The organism is Streptomyces sp. NPDC000983 (assembly GCF_040299205.1).
Taxonomy (GTDB): domain Bacteria; phylum Actinomycetota; class Actinomycetes; order Streptomycetales; family Streptomycetaceae; genus Streptomyces.
The window spans coordinates 3,177-22,370 of the sequence record NZ_JBEPBM010000038.1 but is presented as its reverse complement, the minus strand read 5'-3'; the positions used below and the strand labels follow the sequence as shown (position 1 = coordinate 22,370).

General features: G+C 69.7%; 20 protein-coding genes and 1 pseudogene. 9 read left to right on the top strand and 12 right to left on the bottom strand.

The window, feature by feature from the left end; genetic code table 11:
• The first annotated feature begins 10 nt into the window (after nt 1–10).
• Nucleotides 11–262 (top strand): peptidoglycan DD-metalloendopeptidase family protein, encoded by a 252-nt coding sequence (locus ABT296_RS31360; RefSeq protein WP_502977371.1) that lies wholly within the window; start codon nt 11–13, stop codon nt 260–262.
• On the opposite strand, the gene ABT296_RS31355 is transcribed toward ABT296_RS31360, so the two are convergent.
• The 3 genes from ABT296_RS31355 to ABT296_RS31345 form a co-directional block, all read right to left on the bottom strand.
• The gene (locus ABT296_RS31355; protein ID WP_351932223.1) at nt 207–1,376 is read right to left on the bottom strand and encodes a serine/threonine-protein kinase; all 1,170 of its coding nucleotides are present in this window, start codon (nt 1,374–1,376) and stop codon (nt 207–209) included. The two genes, ABT296_RS31360 and ABT296_RS31355, sit on opposite strands and share 56 nt — an antisense overlap.
• A gap of 147 nt (nt 1,377–1,523) precedes the next feature.
• Nucleotides 1,524–2,693 (bottom strand): PP2C family protein-serine/threonine phosphatase, encoded by a 1,170-nt coding sequence (locus tag ABT296_RS31350; RefSeq protein WP_351932221.1) that lies wholly within the window; start codon nt 2,691–2,693, stop codon nt 1,524–1,526.
• Between the two features lie 276 nt (nt 2,694–2,969).
• Nucleotides 2,970–3,548, bottom strand: a complete 579-nt coding sequence (locus ABT296_RS31345) for a TetR/AcrR family transcriptional regulator (RefSeq protein WP_351932219.1) — start codon at nt 3,546–3,548, stop codon at nt 2,970–2,972.
• 70 nt (nt 3,549–3,618) lie between these two features.
• Here ABT296_RS31345 and ABT296_RS31340 point away from each other — a divergent pair, with 70 nt between their 5' ends.
• Nucleotides 3,619–4,212 (top strand): dihydrofolate reductase family protein, encoded by a 594-nt coding sequence (locus ABT296_RS31340; RefSeq protein ID WP_351932217.1) that lies wholly within the window; start codon nt 3,619–3,621, stop codon nt 4,210–4,212.
• A gap of 478 nt (nt 4,213–4,690) precedes the next feature.
• On the opposite strand, the gene ABT296_RS31335 is transcribed toward ABT296_RS31340, so the two are convergent.
• Nucleotides 4,691–5,956: a DUF6357 family protein gene (locus tag ABT296_RS31335; protein ID WP_351932215.1), complete on the bottom strand. Its 1,266-nt coding sequence runs from the start codon at nt 5,954–5,956 to the stop codon at nt 4,691–4,693.
• Between the two features lie 179 nt (nt 5,957–6,135).
• Between ABT296_RS31335 and ABT296_RS31330 the strand changes: the two genes are divergently transcribed.
• A complete protein-coding gene (locus ABT296_RS31330) occupies nt 6,136–6,660 on the top strand; it encodes a DUF6584 family protein (RefSeq protein ID WP_351932213.1) in 525 nt (174 codons plus the stop codon).
• Between the two features lie 111 nt (nt 6,661–6,771).
• On the opposite strand, the gene ABT296_RS31325 is transcribed toward ABT296_RS31330, so the two are convergent.
• Nucleotides 6,772–7,383, bottom strand: coding sequence for a hypothetical protein (locus ABT296_RS31325; RefSeq protein ID WP_351932211.1), 612 nt, complete (start codon nt 7,381–7,383; stop codon nt 6,772–6,774).
• Nucleotides 7,384–7,562: 179 nt separating this feature from the next.
• On the opposite strand from ABT296_RS31325, the gene ABT296_RS31320 reads away from it, so the two are divergent.
• The gene (locus ABT296_RS31320; protein ID WP_351932209.1) at nt 7,563–8,762 is read left to right on the top strand and encodes an RNA-guided endonuclease InsQ/TnpB family protein; all 1,200 of its coding nucleotides are present in this window, start codon (nt 7,563–7,565) and stop codon (nt 8,760–8,762) included.
• A gap of 152 nt (nt 8,763–8,914) precedes the next feature.
• Here ABT296_RS31320 and ABT296_RS31315 read toward each other — a convergent pair whose 3' ends face one another.
• Nucleotides 8,915–9,682, bottom strand: a complete 768-nt coding sequence (locus tag ABT296_RS31315; RefSeq protein WP_351932208.1) for a hypothetical protein — start codon at nt 9,680–9,682, stop codon at nt 8,915–8,917.
• 436 nt (nt 9,683–10,118) lie between these two features.
• Between ABT296_RS31315 and ABT296_RS31310 the strand changes: the two genes are divergently transcribed.
• Both ABT296_RS31310 and ABT296_RS31305 read left to right on the top strand, forming a co-directional pair.
• Nucleotides 10,119–10,352 (top strand): hypothetical protein, encoded by a 234-nt coding sequence (locus ABT296_RS31310; RefSeq protein WP_351932206.1) that lies wholly within the window; start codon nt 10,119–10,121, stop codon nt 10,350–10,352.
• 468 nt (nt 10,353–10,820) lie between these two features.
• Complete coding sequence (locus ABT296_RS31305; protein WP_351932205.1) at nt 10,821–11,444, top strand: hypothetical protein; 624 nt, start codon at nt 10,821–10,823, stop codon at nt 11,442–11,444.
• 163 nt (nt 11,445–11,607) lie between these two features.
• Here the strand turns inward: ABT296_RS31305 and ABT296_RS31300 are convergent, their stop codons facing one another.
• The 3 genes from ABT296_RS31300 to ABT296_RS31290 form a co-directional block, all read right to left on the bottom strand.
• Nucleotides 11,608–13,173: a family 10 glycosylhydrolase gene (locus ABT296_RS31300; RefSeq protein ID WP_351932203.1), complete on the bottom strand. Its 1,566-nt coding sequence runs from the start codon at nt 13,171–13,173 to the stop codon at nt 11,608–11,610.
• 72 nt (nt 13,174–13,245) lie between these two features.
• The gene (locus ABT296_RS31295; protein WP_351932201.1) at nt 13,246–13,986 is read right to left on the bottom strand and encodes a peptidoglycan recognition protein family protein; all 741 of its coding nucleotides are present in this window, start codon (nt 13,984–13,986) and stop codon (nt 13,246–13,248) included.
• Complete coding sequence (locus tag ABT296_RS31290; protein ID WP_351932199.1) at nt 13,986–14,234, bottom strand: hypothetical protein; 249 nt, start codon at nt 14,232–14,234, stop codon at nt 13,986–13,988. The genes ABT296_RS31295 and ABT296_RS31290 overlap by 1 nt, the downstream gene beginning before the upstream one ends.
• Before the next feature lie 373 nt (nt 14,235–14,607).
• Between ABT296_RS31290 and ABT296_RS31285 the strand changes: the two genes are divergently transcribed.
• Entirely contained in the window at nt 14,608–15,192 is a 585-nt protein-coding gene (locus ABT296_RS31285; RefSeq protein WP_351932197.1) for an SMI1/KNR4 family protein, read from the top strand.
• Between the two features lie 585 nt (nt 15,193–15,777).
• Here the strand turns inward: ABT296_RS31285 and ABT296_RS31280 are convergent.
• Together ABT296_RS31280 and ABT296_RS31275 are read right to left on the bottom strand one after the other, a co-directional pair.
• Nucleotides 15,778–16,344, bottom strand: coding sequence for a DUF4291 domain-containing protein (locus tag ABT296_RS31280; protein WP_351932195.1), 567 nt, complete (start codon nt 16,342–16,344; stop codon nt 15,778–15,780).
• Nucleotides 16,345–16,579: 235 nt separating this feature from the next.
• Nucleotides 16,580–16,891: a hypothetical protein gene (locus ABT296_RS31275; protein WP_351932193.1), complete on the bottom strand. Its 312-nt coding sequence runs from the start codon at nt 16,889–16,891 to the stop codon at nt 16,580–16,582.
• Nucleotides 16,892–17,154: 263 nt separating this feature from the next.
• Between ABT296_RS31275 and ABT296_RS31270 the strand changes: the two genes are divergently transcribed.
• Nucleotides 17,155–17,910 carry a hypothetical protein gene (locus tag ABT296_RS31270; protein WP_351932191.1) on the top strand — a complete coding sequence of 252 codons (756 nt, stop codon included), beginning with the start codon at nt 17,155–17,157 and terminating at the stop codon, nt 17,908–17,910.
• Nucleotides 17,911–18,182: 272 nt separating this feature from the next.
• Here ABT296_RS31270 and ABT296_RS31265 read toward each other — a convergent pair whose 3' ends face one another.
• Nucleotides 18,183–18,563 carry an Imm32 family immunity protein gene (locus ABT296_RS31265; RefSeq protein ID WP_351932189.1) on the bottom strand — a complete coding sequence of 127 codons (381 nt, stop codon included), beginning with the start codon at nt 18,561–18,563 and terminating at the stop codon, nt 18,183–18,185.
• 320 nt (nt 18,564–18,883) lie between these two features.
• Here ABT296_RS31265 and ABT296_RS31260 point away from each other — a divergent pair.
• Nucleotides 18,884–19,194 (top strand): annotated as a pseudogene (locus ABT296_RS31260) (FAD-dependent oxidoreductase); the annotation flags it as partial.

The following is a 19,194-nucleotide window of genomic DNA, read 5'->3' as shown; positions in this document are numbered from 1 at the left end:
GTCGTCCGCGGTGGCAGACGGAGCGCCGGTGTCCGCGGCGCGCGCCGGCCGGGTGGATTTCGCCGGAGTCACCGCGGCGTACGGACACCGTGTGGTGATCCACCGCGGAACGATCGGGGGCAAGCGGCTGGAGACGACCTACAGCCACCTGTCCGCGATCCAGGTGACCGTCGGACAGTCGGTGCCGGCGGGCTCAGCGGTCGGCCCTACCTGGCGAAGCGCCACTTCACGACTCGGTCGAGCTGTTCGGTCCACTCGCTGAGGCGGGCCGCCCGGCGGGCATCGAGTTCGCAGGGATACGACGTGCCGTCGTGCAAACGGACCGTCACGACGAGGCGGTTGCGTCGGGAGGGCGCGTAGTCGAGGGCGGCGATCTCGGACCAGTCGAAATCGACTTCGGCATCGTCGACCTGGAGCGTGACGCCGGTGCTGTCCGCGGCGAGGCTCGTGTCGCGGTCGCCGATGACGAGAATCGGGTCCTGCCCCGGGGCCACGGTTGCCGCCGTGTGCGAGACCGCCGGTGGGACCTCCGGCCGTGGAGGCACCGTGGGCCGCGGGGGTACAGCGACCGTCGGCGTGTACGGCGCCGGGTCTTCGCCCGGCGGCATCTGCGTCAGCAGATCCAGCAGGGCGGTCGGGGTCGGGCGGGCCGCCGGATTCTTCTCCAGGCACGCTGCCACGACGTCCCGCAGTCCCGCGGGGACGGCGGAGAGGTCCGGGCTCTCGTGGACCGACCGGTACATCAGAGCCATGGAAGTTCCCTCGCCCCACGCGCTGCCACCCGCGGCGGCGACCAGTACGGCGCCGAGCGCGAACACGTCGGTGGCCCCGGTCACGTCCGTGCCCAGGGCCTGTTCGGGGGAGAGGTAACCGGGTGTGCCGAAGGCCGTGCCCGTCGCCGTCAGGCGGGTGGACTCCACCGCGCGGGCGATGCCGAAGTCGACGACGCGCGGGCCGTCGTCGGCCATGATGATGTTGCCCGGCTTGAGGTCGCGGTGGACGAGGCCGCAGGAGTGGATGGACTCGAGGGCCTCCGCGAGAGCCGCGGCCAGGCCGCGCAACCGCGGTTCGTCCATGGGGCCCTCCGCGGCGAGCCGCGCGGCGAGGGTCGGGCCGGGGATGTAGGCGGTCGCCAGCCATTGCGGGTCACCATGGACGTCGGCGTCCACCACATGGGCCGTGTGGAAGCCGCCCACCGCACGGGCAGCCGCCACTTCCGCGCGGAAGCGCTCACGGAAGCCGGGATCCGCCGTGAGTTCCGGCCTGGCGACCTTCAGCGCGACGGCACGGCCCCCGCGGGTGCGTGCGAGGTAGACCGTCCCCATCCCTCCTTCGCCGAGCTTGCGCTCGACGACATACCCGCCCATGCGTTCCATGGGCCACAGTATGACGGTCACCCCGGGAGACCCGGCCGCTCCCGGGAAAGCGCCCCCGGCCGTGCGGTGGGCGGGCGCCGACCGAAGGCGCCCAAAGAACCGTCGGTCAGCGGCTGCGCAGGTCGCGAAGGGCGGGGCGGGTTTCGGTCAGTCTGTCCGGCTGCGATTGCTGTGCCAGTCCAGGACGAGGACGGTGGCGTCGTCCTTGAGGTTGCCGTGACATGCGTCGAGCACCGAGGCGGTCAGGGTCCGGACGGCCTCTCGCGGGTGCAGGGCACGGGTGTCGTGAATGAGCGAGGGCAGGTCGACGGCCGCGGCACCGCGCTCCTGCATTCCGTCGGTGAGCAGGACCAGGCGGTCCCCGGGTCTCAGACGCAGTTCCTGCAGGCGGTAGGAGGAGGGTGCCACCACACCGAAGGGCAGGTTGACGGTGAGTTTCACCTCTTCCACGGCGTCGTCACGCAGTAGCAGGGGCCGGGGGTGGCCCGCGTTGACCAGTTCGCACAGCCCCGTTTCGAGGTCGACGCAGAGCAGCTGCCCCGTGGCCAGGCCGCGGCTGTGGCTCAGCAGGGCCTGGTGGGCGTGGCCGGCCTGTTCGAGGGCGTCGCAGCCGGTGCGACGTGCCTGCCGCAGCGCGCCGACCAGCAAGGTGGCCAGCAGAGCGGAGTTCGTGTCGTGGCCCATGGCATCGGTGATCGACAGATGCAGGGTGTCGCGGTCGAGCGTGTAGTCGTAGGTGTCGCCACCGATGTCGTCGGCCGGGACCAGTCCGGCGGCCAGAGTGAACTGGGGGGCCTCGCAGCAGGGCGACGAGGGAAGCAACTGATGCTGGATCTCCGCCGCCAGGCTGGTCCTGGTGGTGCGCCGGCCCTGGTGGTACAGGTCGGTGAAACGGCGGTCGGTCACGATGATGTAGGCGAGCGCGTGGGCGGCGTGGCGGACCTGCCGCAGCACGGTGTCGTCCGCGGACTGCAGGTTCACCTCCAGGACGCCGATGCAGTCGCCGCGGTTGGTGACGGGCGTGATGACGCGTCGTCCGCCGCGCCCGTCCGGTTCGACGTGCTGGCGCTGGCTCTGCAGAACGCTGTGGTAGACGCTGCCGTGCAGGTCGATCGGCTCGTCCGGCTCGGCGGCCCGGTCGCCGGTCGCGGCCAGGCGTATCAGCCGTCGGCCGATGAGGTCGACGAACAGGAAGGACACGGCCTCGGCACCGAACCGCTTCTGCAGGTCGTGCGCCACCACATCCACGGACTCGCCGGGCGGGGCCGCTTCCGCAGCGGCCAGCAACTCGCCCAGTTCCAGGTCTCCACCCCTCACAGCAACCTCCTGTCGGTTGCCGAACCTTCTTCCCCGAACTTGCGCGACCTCACATATTCCGCTCGTTCCGCCTGGCCAGGGCGGTGCTCCGGGCGGCTGAGGATGTCATCCGGGTCGGCCGCGGCCGAGTTGGGCGAGGGCTGGCCGAGCAGGTCCGCGAAGAAGCAGCAGGTCCGACATCGGCCCCAGCGTCAGCCCTCCTACCTGCAAATGGGGTTATACCCGGATTATTTGCTCCGACCAATGGCAACCCATGACGCCGTCGGCGAACGAGATCTACTCCGCGCCCACGATGCGCTCCACCGCGGCCGTCACCAGTTGTTCTTGCTCTGCCTGCGTGAAGACGTCCGGAAGGGTGAGCTGTTCAACGATCAGCCAGTTCAGCGTCAACATGAGCAGCTTGACCGCGGTGGCGTCGCCGGGAAGGCCCGACGCCTCGTGATGGGAGATGTTGGCATCCACGTCGGCCCGGACTCGCTGGGTGAGGACCGTGCGCAGTTCTGGACGGCGGGTGGCCTCGAGGCGAAGTTCCAGCAACGCGAGGTACCCGGTGCGGAATGAGGCCACGCGGCCGACCAGCTCGCGCATCAGTGTCACGTAGGTCTCCCGGTCCCGGCCTGCCGACCGCTGGTGGGCGATCGTGGTCTCGTCGGGCTGGAGCCGCTCGTATACGCGCGCGCCGGCCTGAGTGAACAAGTCGTCACGACTGGCGAAGTAGTTGGATGCCGTACCGGCGGGCACGGCGGCCTCGGCATCCACGGCTCGGAAGGTGAGGCCGCGTGCGCCCTCCCTGGCCAGTACCTCGATCGCCGCGTCGACGAGGGCCGCACGCCGCTGATCGTTCCGCCTCGCCATTGACATCACTCCGTCTGTAGTACTACGTTGCAGGCACTACAAGCATTGTACTATGAGTGGGGGAAGCGCAGTGCGAAAGCTCGTGTACTACATCGGCATCTCGCTCGACGGCCGTATCGCCGGCCCCAGTGGCGAGTTCGGCTTCTTCCCGCAGGGCGACGATCAGCAGTCCGCCGCCTACTCCGCCTGGATGAACGTGCTGTACCCGGAGACCGTCCCGACTGCATACCGCGAGGCCGCCTGCGTCGCCCACGCACCCAACCGGCGCTTCGACACCGTCCTCATGGGCCGGGGCACGTACCGTCTGACCCTCGACCACGGGGTCACCAGCCCGTACGCGCACCTGCGCCAGTACGTCGTGTCCAGCACCCTCAAGCCGGACATCGACCCAGCCGTCACCGTCGTGTCCGGCGACCCGCTTGCCCTCGTCCGCGGACTCAAGAGCGAGGTGGACAGCGACCTGGACATCTGGCTCTGCGGGGGCGGCCGGCTCGCAGGAAGCCTCCTGCCCGAGATCGACGAGCTGCTGATCAAGACGTACCCGGTTATCGCCGGCACCGGGATCGCGGTGGTCGACGGGCCCTTCGACCCCACCGTCTTCGACGTGGCCGAGCGCACCACCTTCCCGAACGGAGCCACCCTCACCCACCTCATCCGCCGGTAGGTGGTGGCCGGCAGATCGTGAATCTGTGCCGGACTCACCGGATCGGTGAGCAATCATCTGCGGGCCCATCGCGACCCACTCCGCGCCTGCGCCCCGACCAGCCCGCCGAGGGGGCAACTCGACTCATGTGCTCGAGAGTTCACTGTCTCGCTCAGGCGCCCGGTGAACCGGCGGCCGGACCACCTCACAGGGCGGGAGGAGGCGATACTGTCCCGGATCCGCCGCTTCATTACCGACCGGGGGAGGCGGTGAGGGTGCGTGACCTGGGGGCGGTGCTTGGGCTGTGGAGCACGTCGGCAGCGGTCTACTGAAGAACCTGAAGTCGCGTAGCGCTCTGGTCCGTGACGGCCAGGGATGGCGTACCTGTCTGCTGGCCGCTGGGCAACGGTCCCGGACTGCGGCACGTCGTGCGGGTGCGGAGCACGGATTCGTACCGTGCCGTCGCTGCCTGCGGTGACGACGTGCGGGGATTCTCGGGCTACCGGGCGTCGCGCCGCCGACGGGCGCGCTCGAACTCGGCGACGTCCGACATCCAGGGGCCGTGACCGTCGAGTGCGGCGCAGCCGCCGCGGACGAAGGCGCTCACCAGGGCGCGGTACCCGCCGATCCCGTCGACCAGGCTGTACTCGACCCGGTACTCCGGATCCGACCCGCCCCGCCCCTCGCGCACTGTCGTGACCCGGGCGGCGGAGTCCGCGTAGAAGTGGAGCTGGATTCCTTCGCCCATCTCCTCGTCCTCGATGGTGAACACCTCGTTGTCCGCAGCGCAGCGATCGCCGACGAAGTCCCAGAACTCCGCGCTCGCGCCGCGCGGACCGTCCCACCGCCACTTCCGCTCGACGCCCTTGTCGTCGGTGAACGACAGGATCGACTTACTCGCACTCGCACTCGCACCGAATCCGGCGCGCCCGCCGACAGCCTCGTCGTCGTCCACGGGTGTGTTCCTGGAGCGGTCCGCGGCCTCCGAGCACATCAGAAAGCTCACCGTTCGCACCGCGTCATCGACGAGTTCGGGATACGCACGGCGTACGGCCGCATCGACCGTCGCCGCCATCCGCTCCCAGTCACGCTTGTCCGTGGCACGCTTCCCGCGCCGCGGATCGAGACCGACCCGCATCCCGGCGCACGCCCGCTCCGCGGTGGCGATCACACGCATCACCTCGGGCAGCAGCGCGGGGTCGACGTCACCGGGCTTCCGCCGGGGCACCGTCGAGCCGTGCAGGTACTGGCCCGTGTACCTGAGAACCGCTTCGTCCAGCGGGCCGAGCACGGTGCCTCGCTGGGCGCGACGGCGGTTCGCGCTGTGCTCCTGAGCGCGCCTCTCGTTCGGCGTCTCGGTCGCCGTGCGCATCGCCGCGCAGACGTGGCCGCGCTCAAGGAGCCCGACGTCGGCTCCGTACGCGACGAGTCGGCTCCTGTCCCAGCTGATCCGGCCGAAGAGCGCGTCGACGTCCACGGGCCGGCCCAGGAGAACCGGGTCCAGGAGCGCGGCGGCAGCGTCCTCGTCGAGCCGGCCCCGGGTTCCGGCGGCCTCGCACAGCGGAAGGACCGCACTCCACAACAGCAGGTGCCGGGGCAGGTCCTGGCGGATCACCGCGAGGTGGGCTTCCTCGATCGGGAACGTGAACGTGCGAGGCTCATGGTTGGCGTCGGCCCCGGCGCCGAGCATCAGCTTCAGTCGGCCGTCCTCGCGGACGACGCTCGGAATCCAGCCGCTCCCGCGCGTGAAGACGACGTCCTTCATGGGTTTACGCCTCCCCTCATGGCCACCTGCTGGTCGTTGCCGTCAACGCCAGCGAGGACGAACCGTTTTGGTCCGGGGGTGCAGGGGCGAGCCATGTACGTCCTTCGTCCACAAGTTCGAGAGCTTCGCCAGCGTAAACCAGGTCGACGGAGGGCGGTGTGGCATCCGATCATGCGTTCATGCCTGTGAGAGAGACCCTTGCCCGAGTCGATGCGGACTTGGCCGCCGGCCGCGTTCCCGTCGCCCGCCAGCGCCTGCGCGGTCTTGTCTCGTCCTATCCGCACGACCTGACGCTCCGCCGTCGACTGGCCGAGGTGTACCGGCTCTACGGTGACCCCGCCGAGGCCGGACGCTGGATGTACCTCGAAGAGGACCGGGACGCCGACGAGACCGCTGCCTTCGAGGCGCGGTACGGGTCTCCCGGGTGGCGGATGAAAGCCCTCGCCTGGCGGGGCCCCGAGGCGAGGGCCGCCACGGTCTTCGCGCAGGAGCAACTGGTCGCGGTGCGGTCCGCCCGCGCCGAGGAACTGGGGCACCCCGTCGACTGGGACGACCCCGCCTCCTACCGCGAGGACCCCGACGGGTACGAGGCTCCCTCCGGGCCGTGGACGGTCGGCGGGGTGCTGGCGGGCATTGGCTGCCTGGGGGCGGTCCTTGGGTTCCTCGCGATCTGGGTGAACGGACTCGTCGCCCTCTTCGACTGACCCAGCTCACGAGGGCTCGCGGGAAGCGCCACCCGAGGTTCTGGTTCGGGTTCGGGGACACCACCGTGAACGGGACCACCGGTGGCGAGTGCGACGAACTCCGCGTGCGCGCTACTGGCGCCGGGCGGTGCCGGGCTGCCGGACCCACAGCAGCCAGGCCATCAGGCAGGTGCCCGCGCTGAACACCAGTAGGTCGGGGAGGGGGCCGGATACGGAACGGACCGTCCGTTCGAGGAACACAGCCAGGATGATCACCGTGACGGCACGGGCCCGGCGCGTACGTCGGGGGAGGTTAGCCCAGGCTCCGACGTACGGCTGCCAGAAGCGCCGGGTGACACCGGCGACCGCCAGCGCCGCCGCCACGGTCCCCAGGGTGACCAGGAACCTGATGAGGGCGTCGCCGCCGAGCGCGTAGCCGATCGCGGACGACGCGGCGAGCAGGAGGACAGCGCCGGCCTCGACGGCGGCGGTGGTGCGCGCCGCGCGCTTGGCGTCGAACGAGCACAGCGCGGTGCGGGCCGACAGGACCGGCTCGGTGCGGTAGCTGGGCCGGCCGCGGTGGCCCGCCGCGAAGGCGTCGAGCGCGGTGAGGGCCTGTGTCCGCCGGGTGGAGTCGTCCCGCACGATGCGTACCAGGGTGTCTACAGCCTTGGCCTGCGTGCCCTCGGCACTGCTCGACAGAGAGTTGACGGCGCGGTCCAGGTCCTGGTGGGCTTTGGTCATCGGGTCTCTCCTTCGTGGATGCCCCGGCTTCAGCCGGGGGTGGGGGTACCTCCCGCTTGCGGGGGAGAAGCGAAGCGCCTGCGGAGCAGGGCAGGGAACGCCGCCACGCTGCCAGGGCGGACCGGCGTTCACCCTCAACTGCCTGCGCTGCCACAAACGGTTGCGTTAGCGTGTGAACTGTGAAGGCCACCCCTGTGAAGCGGGCGTTCAAGTACCGCTTCTGTCCGTCCGATGCGCAGGCGGCTGAGCTGTCGCGCACGTTCGGGTGTGTGCGGAAGGTCTACAACCTCGCCCTCGCGGCGCGCACGGAGGCGTGGGCGCGGCAGGAGCGGGTGAACTACAACCGGACGTCGGCGATGCTGACGGCCTGGAAGAAGACCGGGGATCTTGCCTACCTCAACGAGGTCTCGTCCGTCCCGCTCCAGCAGGCGTTGCGGCACCTGCAGGCGGCGTTCGCGAACTTTTTCGGCAAGCGGGCGAAGTACCCGCGCTTCAAGTCGAGGAAGAAGTCGCGGAGGTCGGCGGAGTACACCACCAGCGCGTTCCGGTTCCGGGACGGCACGCTGACCCTGGCGAAGATGGCGGAGCCGCTCGACATCGTGTGGTCCCGTCCCCTCCCGGAGGGTGCGTCCCCGTCCACGGTGACGGTGTCGCAGGACGCGGCCGGACGCTGGTTCGTGTCCCTGCTGTGCGAGGACCCTTCCGTCCAGCCGCTCCCGGCCACGGATGCGGCCGTTGGTGTCGACGTCGGGCTGGAGCACCTGCTGACGCTCTCGACCGGGGAGAAGGTCGCCAATCCCCGGCACGAGCGCCGTGACCGCACCCGCCTGGCCAGGGCTCAGCGGGAGCTGGCCCGTAAGGCGAAGGGGGAGGGAGCGAACCGGGTCAAGGCACGCCGGAAGGTTGCCAGGATCTATGCCCGTATCGCCGACCGCAGGCGTGATTACCTGCACCAGCTCACCACTCGGCTCGTTCGTGAGAACCAAACGATCGTGATCGAGGACCTCACCGTCCGGAACATGGTGAAGAACAGAAGGCTGGCCCGTGCCATCAGCGATGCGGCGTGGGCCGATTTCCGGAGCCTGCTGGAGTACAAGGCCTCCTGGTACGGCCGTGACGTGATCGCGGTCGACCGCTGGTTCCCCTCCAGCAAGCTGTGCTCCGCATGCGGTGCCTTGCAGGGCAGGATGCCGCTGAACGTCCGCGTGTGGACGTGTAACGGTTGCGGGACGACCCATGACCGGGACGTGAACGCGGCGAAGAACATTCTGGCCGTCGGGCTGACGGCGTCTGTCTGTGGAGCCGGTGTAAGACCTCAACGGAGCACTCCGGGCGGGCAGTCGGCGACGAAGCAGAAACCCCTACAGCGCGAGCCGTAGGAACCCCCCTCCATCAGGAGGGAGAGGAAGTCAAGGGCTCAGTGAAGCAGGCGGTACGGACGAGTTGCCCCAGGTGCGCCGTTCTGCTCGGCGTGTCGGACGTGGGGTGTTGGCGCATTTTGCGTCCTCCGGCGTCGAATCCCTCGTCACCGTCAGTTGCCTTGGTAGATGGTGGTGCACAGCAGTGTGGCGCCGTCGTCGACCAGCCAGGCCCAGTAGCGCGTCGGGTCGCTCGCCGACTGGGGGCAGTTGTTGGCGTTCGCGCCCGCCGGGGCACGGTAGACGCCGGTGATGTGCATGATCTGGTTGTACGGCGCGGGCACCGGCTCACGTCGGCAGGCCACGGCCGACATCGTGGCGAGGGAGATCGAGTCGCCGGTCTGCTGGCCGAGCATGCAGTAGGTGGGGTGGTACTTCCGGGAGAGGCAGAGCGTCGAACTGGTGCCGGTGGTGGCGGAGTGGTGACTCCAGTACGACTTTCCGAGGCCGGTGGGGCAAGTCGTGTCGGTTGCGGTCACCTTGACCAGCGCCTGTTCGCTGTCGCACGGTACGGGGTCCGGCGGAACGTCGACGCTCCAGTTGATGGTGCTGCTGCCTCCGCGGCCCGTGTCGTACAGCTCCAGGCAGTCGCCGGCCGAGATGGCTTTGAACGCCTCTTCGACCGGATCCCGCTCAACCGTCGACGGCCCGGCGCCGGACCCGCCGGTGCTGCTCCCAGCGGTGTCCCCGCCAGTGGAGCCGCCGCTGGTGTCTCCGCCGGTGCTGCCGCCGCTGCTCCACCCACTGGTGTCATGGGTCTCGGAGCTGGAACCGGGTGAGGGAGAGTCGTCCAACAGGTCTTTCAGCTCTGCCGCGTTGCTCACGCCCAGCCAGGCCAGGATCGACAGCACGGAGGCGATTCCCCCGAGCAGCGCCAACATCCTGGCAGTGGAATGATCATCGGATGCGCCTGCCACCTTTGCCCTCCCCCGCTGAGGCTCAGGCGATATTAGCCGTTTGGCACCGTTGAGGGTCGGACTTCGCATGTCTCGCTGCGACCCGATGGCGTCCGAGGCTCGCAGGCTGCTGGAGCGGGCCGGCACTCACCTCGGCCGGCCTGCACCTGCGGTTGCTCGGCAGACCGAAGAACCTTTGGCCTGAGCCCGGGTGGGGTGCTTGAGGGCGTTGATATCCTCTGCGTCCTGGTGAGCGGGGGAGATGGCCGTGGGGGCAGCACCGTCTGGCCTTCCGGGCCGCAGGTTCAGTGGAATTGGCTTTGGTGTCCTCGCGAGCGGGCTGAGCGCAGTGGTGTCCGTCGCGGTGATCGGGAGAGCATGGGCTGCCTGTGACGTCGGTGGCAACGCAGGAGCCAACAGCATGACTCTGCTGTTCCTTGCGCCGCTCCTATGGATTGCTGCTGCACTTCCGTGGGTGGGCCTGCACTGCACCCTCGGGCTACGTCACCGCGGGGCGGCTCTGGCGGCAGGGCTCGTTTTCACCGTGTGGTTCACCTGGTTTCTCATCACATGGCTCGGGATGCCGGACTCCTACCCGGCCCCCTTCTGCCCCGGCAACGTCCCGCCCTGGTGGCCGAGTTTCATCCCGACGTGACGCCGGGACCCCGCCGTTCCGGGAGGAACGTCGATTCCCGGGCCATGGCAGGCTCAAGCGTCGTGACTCCGTCCGGCGAGGTGGAGACCGTCGCGACCTCGTCGTCTGTCGCCTGTGCGGCACTGTGGATCACGCAGGCCACTGGCCCCTGCACCGGATGGGCCGAGTCCGGAGCCGGTGCACGAACCTGCGTGGCTCGGACGCGGCGCCGCGGGCGCCCGCTCGGGGGGCGGGCCAGGGTTTCCGCAGGGCCACGGCATGCGGTTCCCCAGCCAGGCGCATGGACCTGATCGGGCAAGCCCGGCAGGTCGTTTTTTGCGTAGTACCACTCCCCTTTCGCCTATCGCCTCCGAGTGCCCTGCCCGGTGCCGTTCGTCGCGGTAGCCTGCGATCGGGCGCTCGTAGGGCGTTGGGGAGGGCAGGGGGACGACGCCGGTGCTTTCGGGATCGGATTGGACCACACTCACCGTGGCGCTGGCCGGAGTTGGCGGCACACTGGGCGCGACCATGCTCGCTCAGCGCGCTCGCCGGATGGAGGTCGCCGAACAGAATCGGCTTGCGGCGCTCGAGCGGCAGCAGGACCGGGAGGACCAAGCAGCCCAGACCAGGCGCGAACTCTATGCCGCTCTCAACGCGGCCGCCAGTGCCTATCGAACTGCGGGCAGAGACACGGTGCTTGCCCTCAGACGTGGGGAGACCGTCGCCGCCGACGCCCTTGATGCCTCGCGCCAGGCGTACTACGACCAGTATGCGCAGGCCCAGATGGTCCTGGGCGCAACTGCCCTCGACGTGGCCGGTGAAGTCAACCAGTGTCTGGGTGCGGGCTACCACCTGGTTCGACACCTGCCCCTGGACCCCTCCGGAGCGGGGCTCCTCTCACGTACGGACGCGCAACTTGTCCAGGCGAAGAGGTGGTTCGCCGGGCCCCTCTCCGATGCGGTGCATCTGCTCCAGGAGGCACTGAGAGCCGAACTGGGTGTGAACGGTGCGCCGACCGTCGAGCAGTTCGAGGCCAAAGTGGTGGTGCTGTCCCAGGCCAGAGCGGCCCTGCAGCGGGAACGGCGGCAGCTCCAGGAGCGACAGGAGGGCTGACCAGCTTCACGCCCGAGCCGGTGACGGCGTTATTCTGCGCCACTGTATGTCTGCCGCAGACCGCCCCGCGGAGGGTTCGCCTACTTCGCGCAGGAGTGCGAGGCAGCCCGGCTGGGGTCGGTCCGGTGCGCGCATCTCTCCTGGCGGAGTGCGGGCGCGGGTGTCATGGGACGGCGTGAAACGGCGGGAGAGTTGACTTCGTGATGGTGCCCTTGCTCACCCGCACCACACTCTTCGCGGCGCCGGTCACGCCCTCCGGCAGGGAGAGGGTCAGCAGGTACAGGCCCGGTTTCACATGGGTGAAGCCGAACCAGCCCGAGCCGTCGCTGAACCCGGTGGTCCTGTGGCTCCCGCCGGTGAGCGGGGCGAGGGTCACCGGCACCTGGTCCAGCGGCGTACCGCTGCGGAGCTGGAGCCTGCCGGTCACATGCCCGTCCCGGGGCGCCGTCTTCCACGGCATGCCGGGCACCGCGGCCTTGTCACCGAACGGCGCGTCCTCACCCTGCGTCAACGCCTGTACGAGCTTGGCGCGTTCGGCCTCAAGGCCGCCCGCGGCTACGTCCTTGCTGGGGGTGGCGTAGGAGTAGCCGCTCCAGCCGGCCGCGGTGTTGCCCGCCGCGCTGGGCCTGAGCGCCTCCTTGGCTTGGCTGAGCGAGTCCGTGACGCCGTTGAGGTACAGGGCGGGTCCGTTGACCGCCTGCCGCTCGCCCTGGTGGTCGGCGAGGAACTCGGACCACTCGGAGTACATCAGCGCCTGGTCGGGGTTCCAGTTGCGCTTGTAGTTCATGGTCACGGCGGTGTCCATGATTCCCTCGTCCAGCCATCCCGCCCAGTCCTGAAGGACCTCGGCGTACGTACGTGTGGACCGCCAGCCGCCGACCGCCTGCGGCCCGTGTCCGTAGGTGATGGCGTCCATCGACAGGCGCGCCCGCGGGTCGACCTCCCAGACCCCGAGGTAGATCCTGCGCACCAGCTGGGTGACCTGGCTGCGCCGCCAGTCGCTCCAGGCGGCGTCGGACGGGAGGGGCACGTCCGTCCGGCCCGTCGCCTGCTGGAAGCGGGCGACGGACACGCTGTTGTAGCCCCAGTCGCTGTGGGTGGTGGTGGAACTGCCGTCCGGGTAGCGGACGTAGTCGAGGTTGACGCCGTCCACGTCGTAGTTGCGCACGATGCTCTGGACGCCGCGCACGATGTAGTCGACGGCTGCCGGATGGCCGGGGTCCACATAGGCGTTGGCGCCGACCAGTTCCTGGCCGTCGGCCTTCTTGTTGAGCCAGCGGTCGGCTCCGGTGGCGCCGGGGCCGTGCTGGTTGAAGACGTGGTCGGGGGAGCGGGGCGGGGTGTGGCTGTTCCACATGGTGTTGACGTTGACCCAGGCGTGCACCTGCAGTCCGGCCGCGTGTCCCTGTCGGACCACTTCCGCCAGCGGGTCGTAGGGCTCCGGGGCGATCGCGGCGTCGGTGCGCGGGTAGAGGGCGTTGTTGCAGAAGCAGTCGTAGCGCCGGGCCGTCTGCACGATCAGGACGTTGGCGTTGATGTCCAGCGCGTCCTCGACCAGGGCCGTGACCTGGGCGGGTGTGTAGACGCCCGGGTTGAACGCGTCCACCCAGTAGCTGCGCCACTGGGCCGGCGTCGCGCGGTCGTGGGCGTGGGCGGACGGCACGATGACGGCGCCGAGGAGCAGGCCGAGGCCCGCCGCGAGGGTCGTCAGGACGCGAGGCAGACGCATGTCGAGGTGCCCCCTTCATGGGGTTTGTCGGCTGCGGGCGTACGTCGTTCGGACGGCGGGCCAGGACCGCCGCTAGGCGAAGGTGGCTGCCCAGGTGGCGGGTCCGACGATGCCGTCCACGCTCAGCCCCTTACTGGACTGGAAGCTGCGGCAGGCGGTGTCGGATCCGGGCCCGTACTGGCCGTCCACGGCGAGGGAGTAGCCGTGCGCGCTGTTCATCCGGTACTGCCAGGTGGCGACGCTGGCGTGGACGAGCGTCGGTGGCTGGCGGAAGTTGACGCCGGGGTGGGGGAGGGGGCCGCCGCCGGGGTTGACGTCGCCGTTGAGGACCCTGGCGTAGAGGTTGCCGGGGCAGGCGGTCGCGTGGTGGTCGCGGTGGCCGGTGATGGCCCGTGCGGCGCCGCCGGACACGCGCAGGCGGTTGATGCCGTGGCGGACGGCGTCGATGAGTCCGGTGGTGATCGTGTCGTAGCTGCCGGCGGTGCCGCCGGTCAGTGTGCAGACGGCGTACCAGTCGTCGTTGCCCTGGGTGGTGCCCTGGGCGGCGGTGCGGACGTATTCGCCGCGGCCTTGGAAGACGTAGCCGTGGACGCAGGCGAGGTGGCTGTAGGCGATGTCCGACCAGCCGTTGTCGTCCATGTGGAAGTTCTGGATGCCGCGTACCTGGGCGGCGCAGTCGGCGTGATTGGCTCTGGCGACCTTCACGGCGTCGACGTGGTGGACGACCACGCCGCCCTGGCCCGGGGTGATGTTGTTGCTGACGCTCACGGGCGTCCGGGCGCCCCACTGGGAGCGGGTGACGAACGTGGCCATCAGCTCCGCCCTTCGCGCTGGAGGGCGCAGTTGACGGTGGCGTTGAGGGGTTCGGCGTGCGTGCCGCGCGCGGCTTCGGGGCCGCGGACGGCGCCGGGGTGGCGGGCGTGCGTGACGACGGGGAGTTCACGGTGTCCCGGCGGGAGGGGGGTGCCGGCCTGCGCGGGGCCGGTACAGATGGCGGGCAGTGCGAGCGCGCCGGCGGCTGCCGCCAGCAGCGTCGCGCGGCGAGACGGGCCGTGGGTCAACGGTCCTCCAAAGGGGTGGGGAGGTAGGGGCAATTGTCGAGAGCTTGACAGGTTCCAGTCAAGACTGGAGTGGTGGTTCGGCGTACCGGCATTCAAGCCGGTCCGTCGCCGGAGGCCGTGGAGCGACGCGCAGAGCTTGAGCGGGCACGGGCCTGGCCGACGGCGCCTCGCTCGACGGCATGCGGGGCGGCCGTCACCTCGCGACGGCGGTCTGTGTGTGCGGGGTGCCGGTGCCGGTGCCGGTGCCGGTGGTCTGTGGGCTGGCGGCACGCGGCATGCTGGGACGGCAGGCCCGGTGTGCCAAGCGGCGACGTGCGCACGGCGGCATGCGTGCGGCGGGTGGGCCATGGAAGTACCCGGAACCAGGAGCGCGGTGAACGACAAGCTGGACCGGCTGGCCGAGAGAGCCTCCCTGCTCCACCCTGCCGGGGAAGCCGGGGACGAGGTCGACTGGAAGAGGGCTGCGGCTGACCTCGGGGTGGTGTCGTTCCCGGCCGACTACCGGGCGTTCGTCGCGGCCTTCGGCGCGGGGTCGTTCCAGGACTGCCTGTTCGTTTCGGTGCCCCGCCCGGGGGATCCGACCGCTCCGCTGACGGTGGGCCGGCTGCCGGAGGACGTACTCGGGTCGGACGTGATGGACGCCTGGCAGCGGACGGAGGAGGGCGACCGCCACCGCTTGGAGGACATGCTGCTGTGGGGAGGCACCAACGGCGCGGATGCCCTGTGCTGGGTGACGTCGGACCCTGATCCCGACCGGTGGCCCGTAGCCGTATGGGCTCGGCAGGGCGGCGGCTGGGCGGTGTACGAGTGCGGGATGACCGAGTTCGTCGCGCGCGTCCTCGAAGGCGACTTCGCCGAGTGCCCCTTGAGTGTCTCGACGCTGTGGCAGAAGGGCAGCGCCCGCTTCCTGAACTTCCGGGAGGAGAAGCGCCGGCTCGACGAGGGTGTGGACGGGTAGATCGACGAATCCCTTCGCCGGCCTGCACTGACCTCCCTCCGGCCCCCGGGTCGGGACGGCGTCCGGCGCAGCGCCCGAGGACCCGGAATCCGTACGCATCGAGCGTGCTGCCGGACGATGGCTCGGCCGCAGGATGACCGCCCCGGCCCCGCACAACCGGGACCGTTTCCGGGCCGGAGCCGAGAACTTCTGGCCGGCCGCGGAAGCCGTCGACCCGGCGCACCCGTTCGCCCCGCCTCCGGGCTGGCCCTCTTCCTGGCGGCCCGGGGGAGACTGGACGACCTTGGGGTCCGCTTTCCCCGGGGTGCTTCTCGCCGAGGCCGCCGAACGCGACCCGAGCATCGGATCGGCCGTAGCTGCTTTGCACCATGCTGGCCGGCCCCCTTCGCCTGCTCGACGGCGACGTCCCGCACCGCACGCTGATGCGAGAGATCGCCGAGCACAACGCGAAGGAAGCGCTGGCTTGGTTGGTCCCGTAACACCACGTCCGACACATACGCGCATCGCGCCCGGCGCTGCATGCCTCGACGGCCGGCCACCCCGACGCCCGGCCGACGGTCCCACGCTCCCTTCACGATGTTCCTGTCAACCGGCTGGGGAAACGACATCCTGGAGTGCCCGGGGGAGCGGATAGGCGCGTTCTGCGGGGATCAGCCGTTGCGCCTTGGCGGCGTGTCCGGTGTGTATCAGCGTCGCGGCCTTGCGGACCTGGGGGGTGAGGTCGGTGAGGCTGACGGTCCATTCGTCGGTGAGGGTGCGGATCAGGCGGCGGCTGATGCCGACCTGGATGCTGTAGTGGTTCAGCGCTGTTCCGCGCGGTGAGCGTTCCGGGTCCCACTGGACGTGTACGGACGCCTGGGCGACGGCCGCCGGGTCGGCGGTCGTCAGCACGGCCTGGGACAGGGCCTCCTCCCAGCCCTCGCGGGTGATCCGCACGGCGAGGACACGTTCCTGCCCCGGCTTGCGGGCCCAGTTGCTGCGGTGCATCAGCCACATGAACGACGGCTTGATCCACGTCATCCGCTGGAACGAGAACGGCGCGACGAAGCGGCCCGCCCGCAGTGCCGCGTCAGCGATGGCGGGCGAGAACGCCTGATAGACCACGATCGTGCGAGCGTCGTGGTCGGCACGGATCTGGTACTGGGGCGTCATGTGCCGCACCCTGCCACCTGCTCCGCCGCCACGGCGAGCCGATTTCGGTACGCGCCAGGAGCCGGTGCGGATCGGCATGGCGTGCCTGGCCCAGCTCACCACCACACGCCGGGCCGCCCGCACCGAGGACAGGCGCCGGGCCACGCAGTTGGGCCGACGTGCGCCCCACGGAACGGCTGCCCTGTCCCTGGGCCGGAGTCGGTGAGCGACCCCGGCCCAGGGAAGACCGGTATGCCTAGTCGCGGCTGGACAGCCCGCCGATGATGCCATCCGCCGTATCGGCGCCGATGTCGTCGATGAGGCCGTCGATGATGGTCTCGCTGATGAAGTTGCCTTCGCCGAGGAGGCTGTCGACGACGTCTTCCGCCTGCTCGGTGATGCCGTCGAAGAAGCCGTCCTCGTCCGCCTCGTCGAGGGCGCTCTGGACGTGCGGAGTGCCGGCGATGGACGGGGGGTGATGGGCCTGCGCGGAGGCAGCCGGGGCGGCGGCAACGCCGACACACAGCAGGGCAGCTGTCGCGGCGACGCGCGTGAGTGCAGTGATCATGCCTGGCTATCTGCTCCGGGCTCGCCCGGTCACGCTGCGACGGTCGGCTTCACCCCAGGGGTGGGCGCGACTCGTCCGAACGGCACTCCCAGAGCCGCGTGTCGTGCATCGGGATCGCGGAATGAGCCCGACCGGGCGTACGGTCCAAGTGTGCGTTGATGTTCCGGGCGGCAGCCGCGTGCAGCCGCAGACGGCGCAGGGCGCCTCGTAACGAGGTCGCCCCGGCAGGCATATCCGTCATCACCACACCGGAGCTCCACACCATGACTGCTCAACAGCCTCACACCTACGACGCGTTCGTCGAACTCGCCGTCACAGACTCAGCCGTCCTCGGTCTCGTCCTCAAAGGTTCCCAGGCACACGACGGTATGGTGACCCCGCACTCCGATCACGACCTGTACGTGGTCGTTGCCGACGATGCCACGACGGACCTGTCCCGGTTCGAGGGGCACCGCAGCGCCGATCTCGACCTCGTTGTCGTCACGCTCGCCGAGTTCCGCGGGACCGGCATGCCCCGTTGGGAACGCTATGCCCTCGCGCGCGCTCGGGTTGTCCTCGACCGGCTCGACGGCGGCATCGCCGGCATCCTTGCCGACTGGGCCCGTCTGGATGCCGATGAGGCGAACCGTGATGCCGGCGTATGGCTCGATGCCTACGCCAACTCTCTGTACCGCTCGGTCAAGAATCACCGGGACGGCCTGACTCTGGCCGCACGACTCGATGCGGTCGACAGCATGCGGTTCCTGCTCGAACTGCTCTTCGCCCTCCACCGTCGCCCTCGCCCGTACAACAAGTACCTGACATGGGAGCTCACCAGATACCCGCTGCCGGGCTGGGACACCGACGTGCTGCTTCGTGCTGTGGACCGCATCTCGGCAGCAGGCGACGTATCCCTGCAACGGCAGCTGTTCGCGCTTGTCGAGAACGCGGCCCGAGATGCCGGACACGGCGAGGTGCTGGACGCGTGGGGCAACGACCTCGACCTCATACGACCGCAAGAGGCAGGCGACGCTGTCTGAGCCCTGCCCTGGTCTCCGGGCCGACCAGGGCTTCGCCGGCCGCCCGGTCGAGTGGGCCGCCCAGTTCATCAGCCGTGACCTGGGGATCGTCCGGATGCCCCTTGACCAGCGCGGCCTCCAGGACCAGCCCAGGTGGTGGGCGCTGGAGCGAACCCCTGTAGATGCGCAACGAGGGCCGGCGCCTGGCCATGGACTACGAGACCAGCCTCGCCCGCAGCCGCTGTGACCCGTTTGCGCGGTCTCAACCTCCCTGTGGCCGAAGGGCTTTGCGCTCACCGCAGGAACGCGATCACCAGTGGGTCCGAATCCGGCGCGATGTAGTCGCATGACGGGAAGTCGAGGTGGCAATGATCGCTTGCAGCTGCTTCCGAGGCGAAGGCTTCGATGTTGTCGGCGAGGAGATCCAGAGCGTGCCGCCCTCCTCGGACCCGCAGGACCTGGTCCTCCGCGACGATCGAAGCGGTGTCGCGTTCCGGATCCTCCCGGATCTCGATCTTGGAGAGCGAGCTGTCGTAGGGGAAGGGGTTCGGGCTCTGTGAGAGATCGCAGCTTCCGGCCTTCCGGCGCAGCAACTGCCCGAGCGTCTGAAGCCCTTGACGCGTCCCGGATAGCTCGAGCTCTTTGGTTGCCCCGCTGCACAGAACCTGCACCATCGCATCCCCTCCTGCCTGCCGATGCTACCGATCATCAGGCAGGGACCGCCCTTCCGGGCCTTCGCCCGGCGTTGGGGTCCTACGACTCGATGGCAGCGTTCGAGCGCGGTGCGTTGAGCCGGGGCCACGAGAAACTCCGTCGGCGCGTCAGCGGCTGACAGAACCGTCGTATCGGGACGGCTAGAGCGGCATGCAGCCACTGGCCGCAGGACTGAAGATCGTCAAACGCTAGGCTCATCCCGCAACACGACGCGAAGGGGAGTTCGGTGGCGCGGGTTGCGGTGGTCGGTGGGGGAATCAGTGGGCTGGGAACGGCGCTCATGCTCGGTCGGCGGGGGCATACGGTCACGTTGTTCGAACAGGACGCGCGTCAGGCCGGAGACGAACTGAACCGCGACTTCTTCCAGTGGCACAGGCCCCGTGTTCCGCAGGCCAACCATCCCCACTCCTTCCTCGCGCCCGTCCGCACCGTGCTGCGTACCGAGGCCCCTGACGTCTACGCGGACCTGCTGGCACGCGGAGCCCGGGAGTACCACGACTTCTTCCAGTGGCACAGGCCCCGTGTTCCGCAGGCCAACCATCCCCACTCCTTCCTCGCGCCCGTCCGCACCGTGCTGCGTACCGAGGCCCC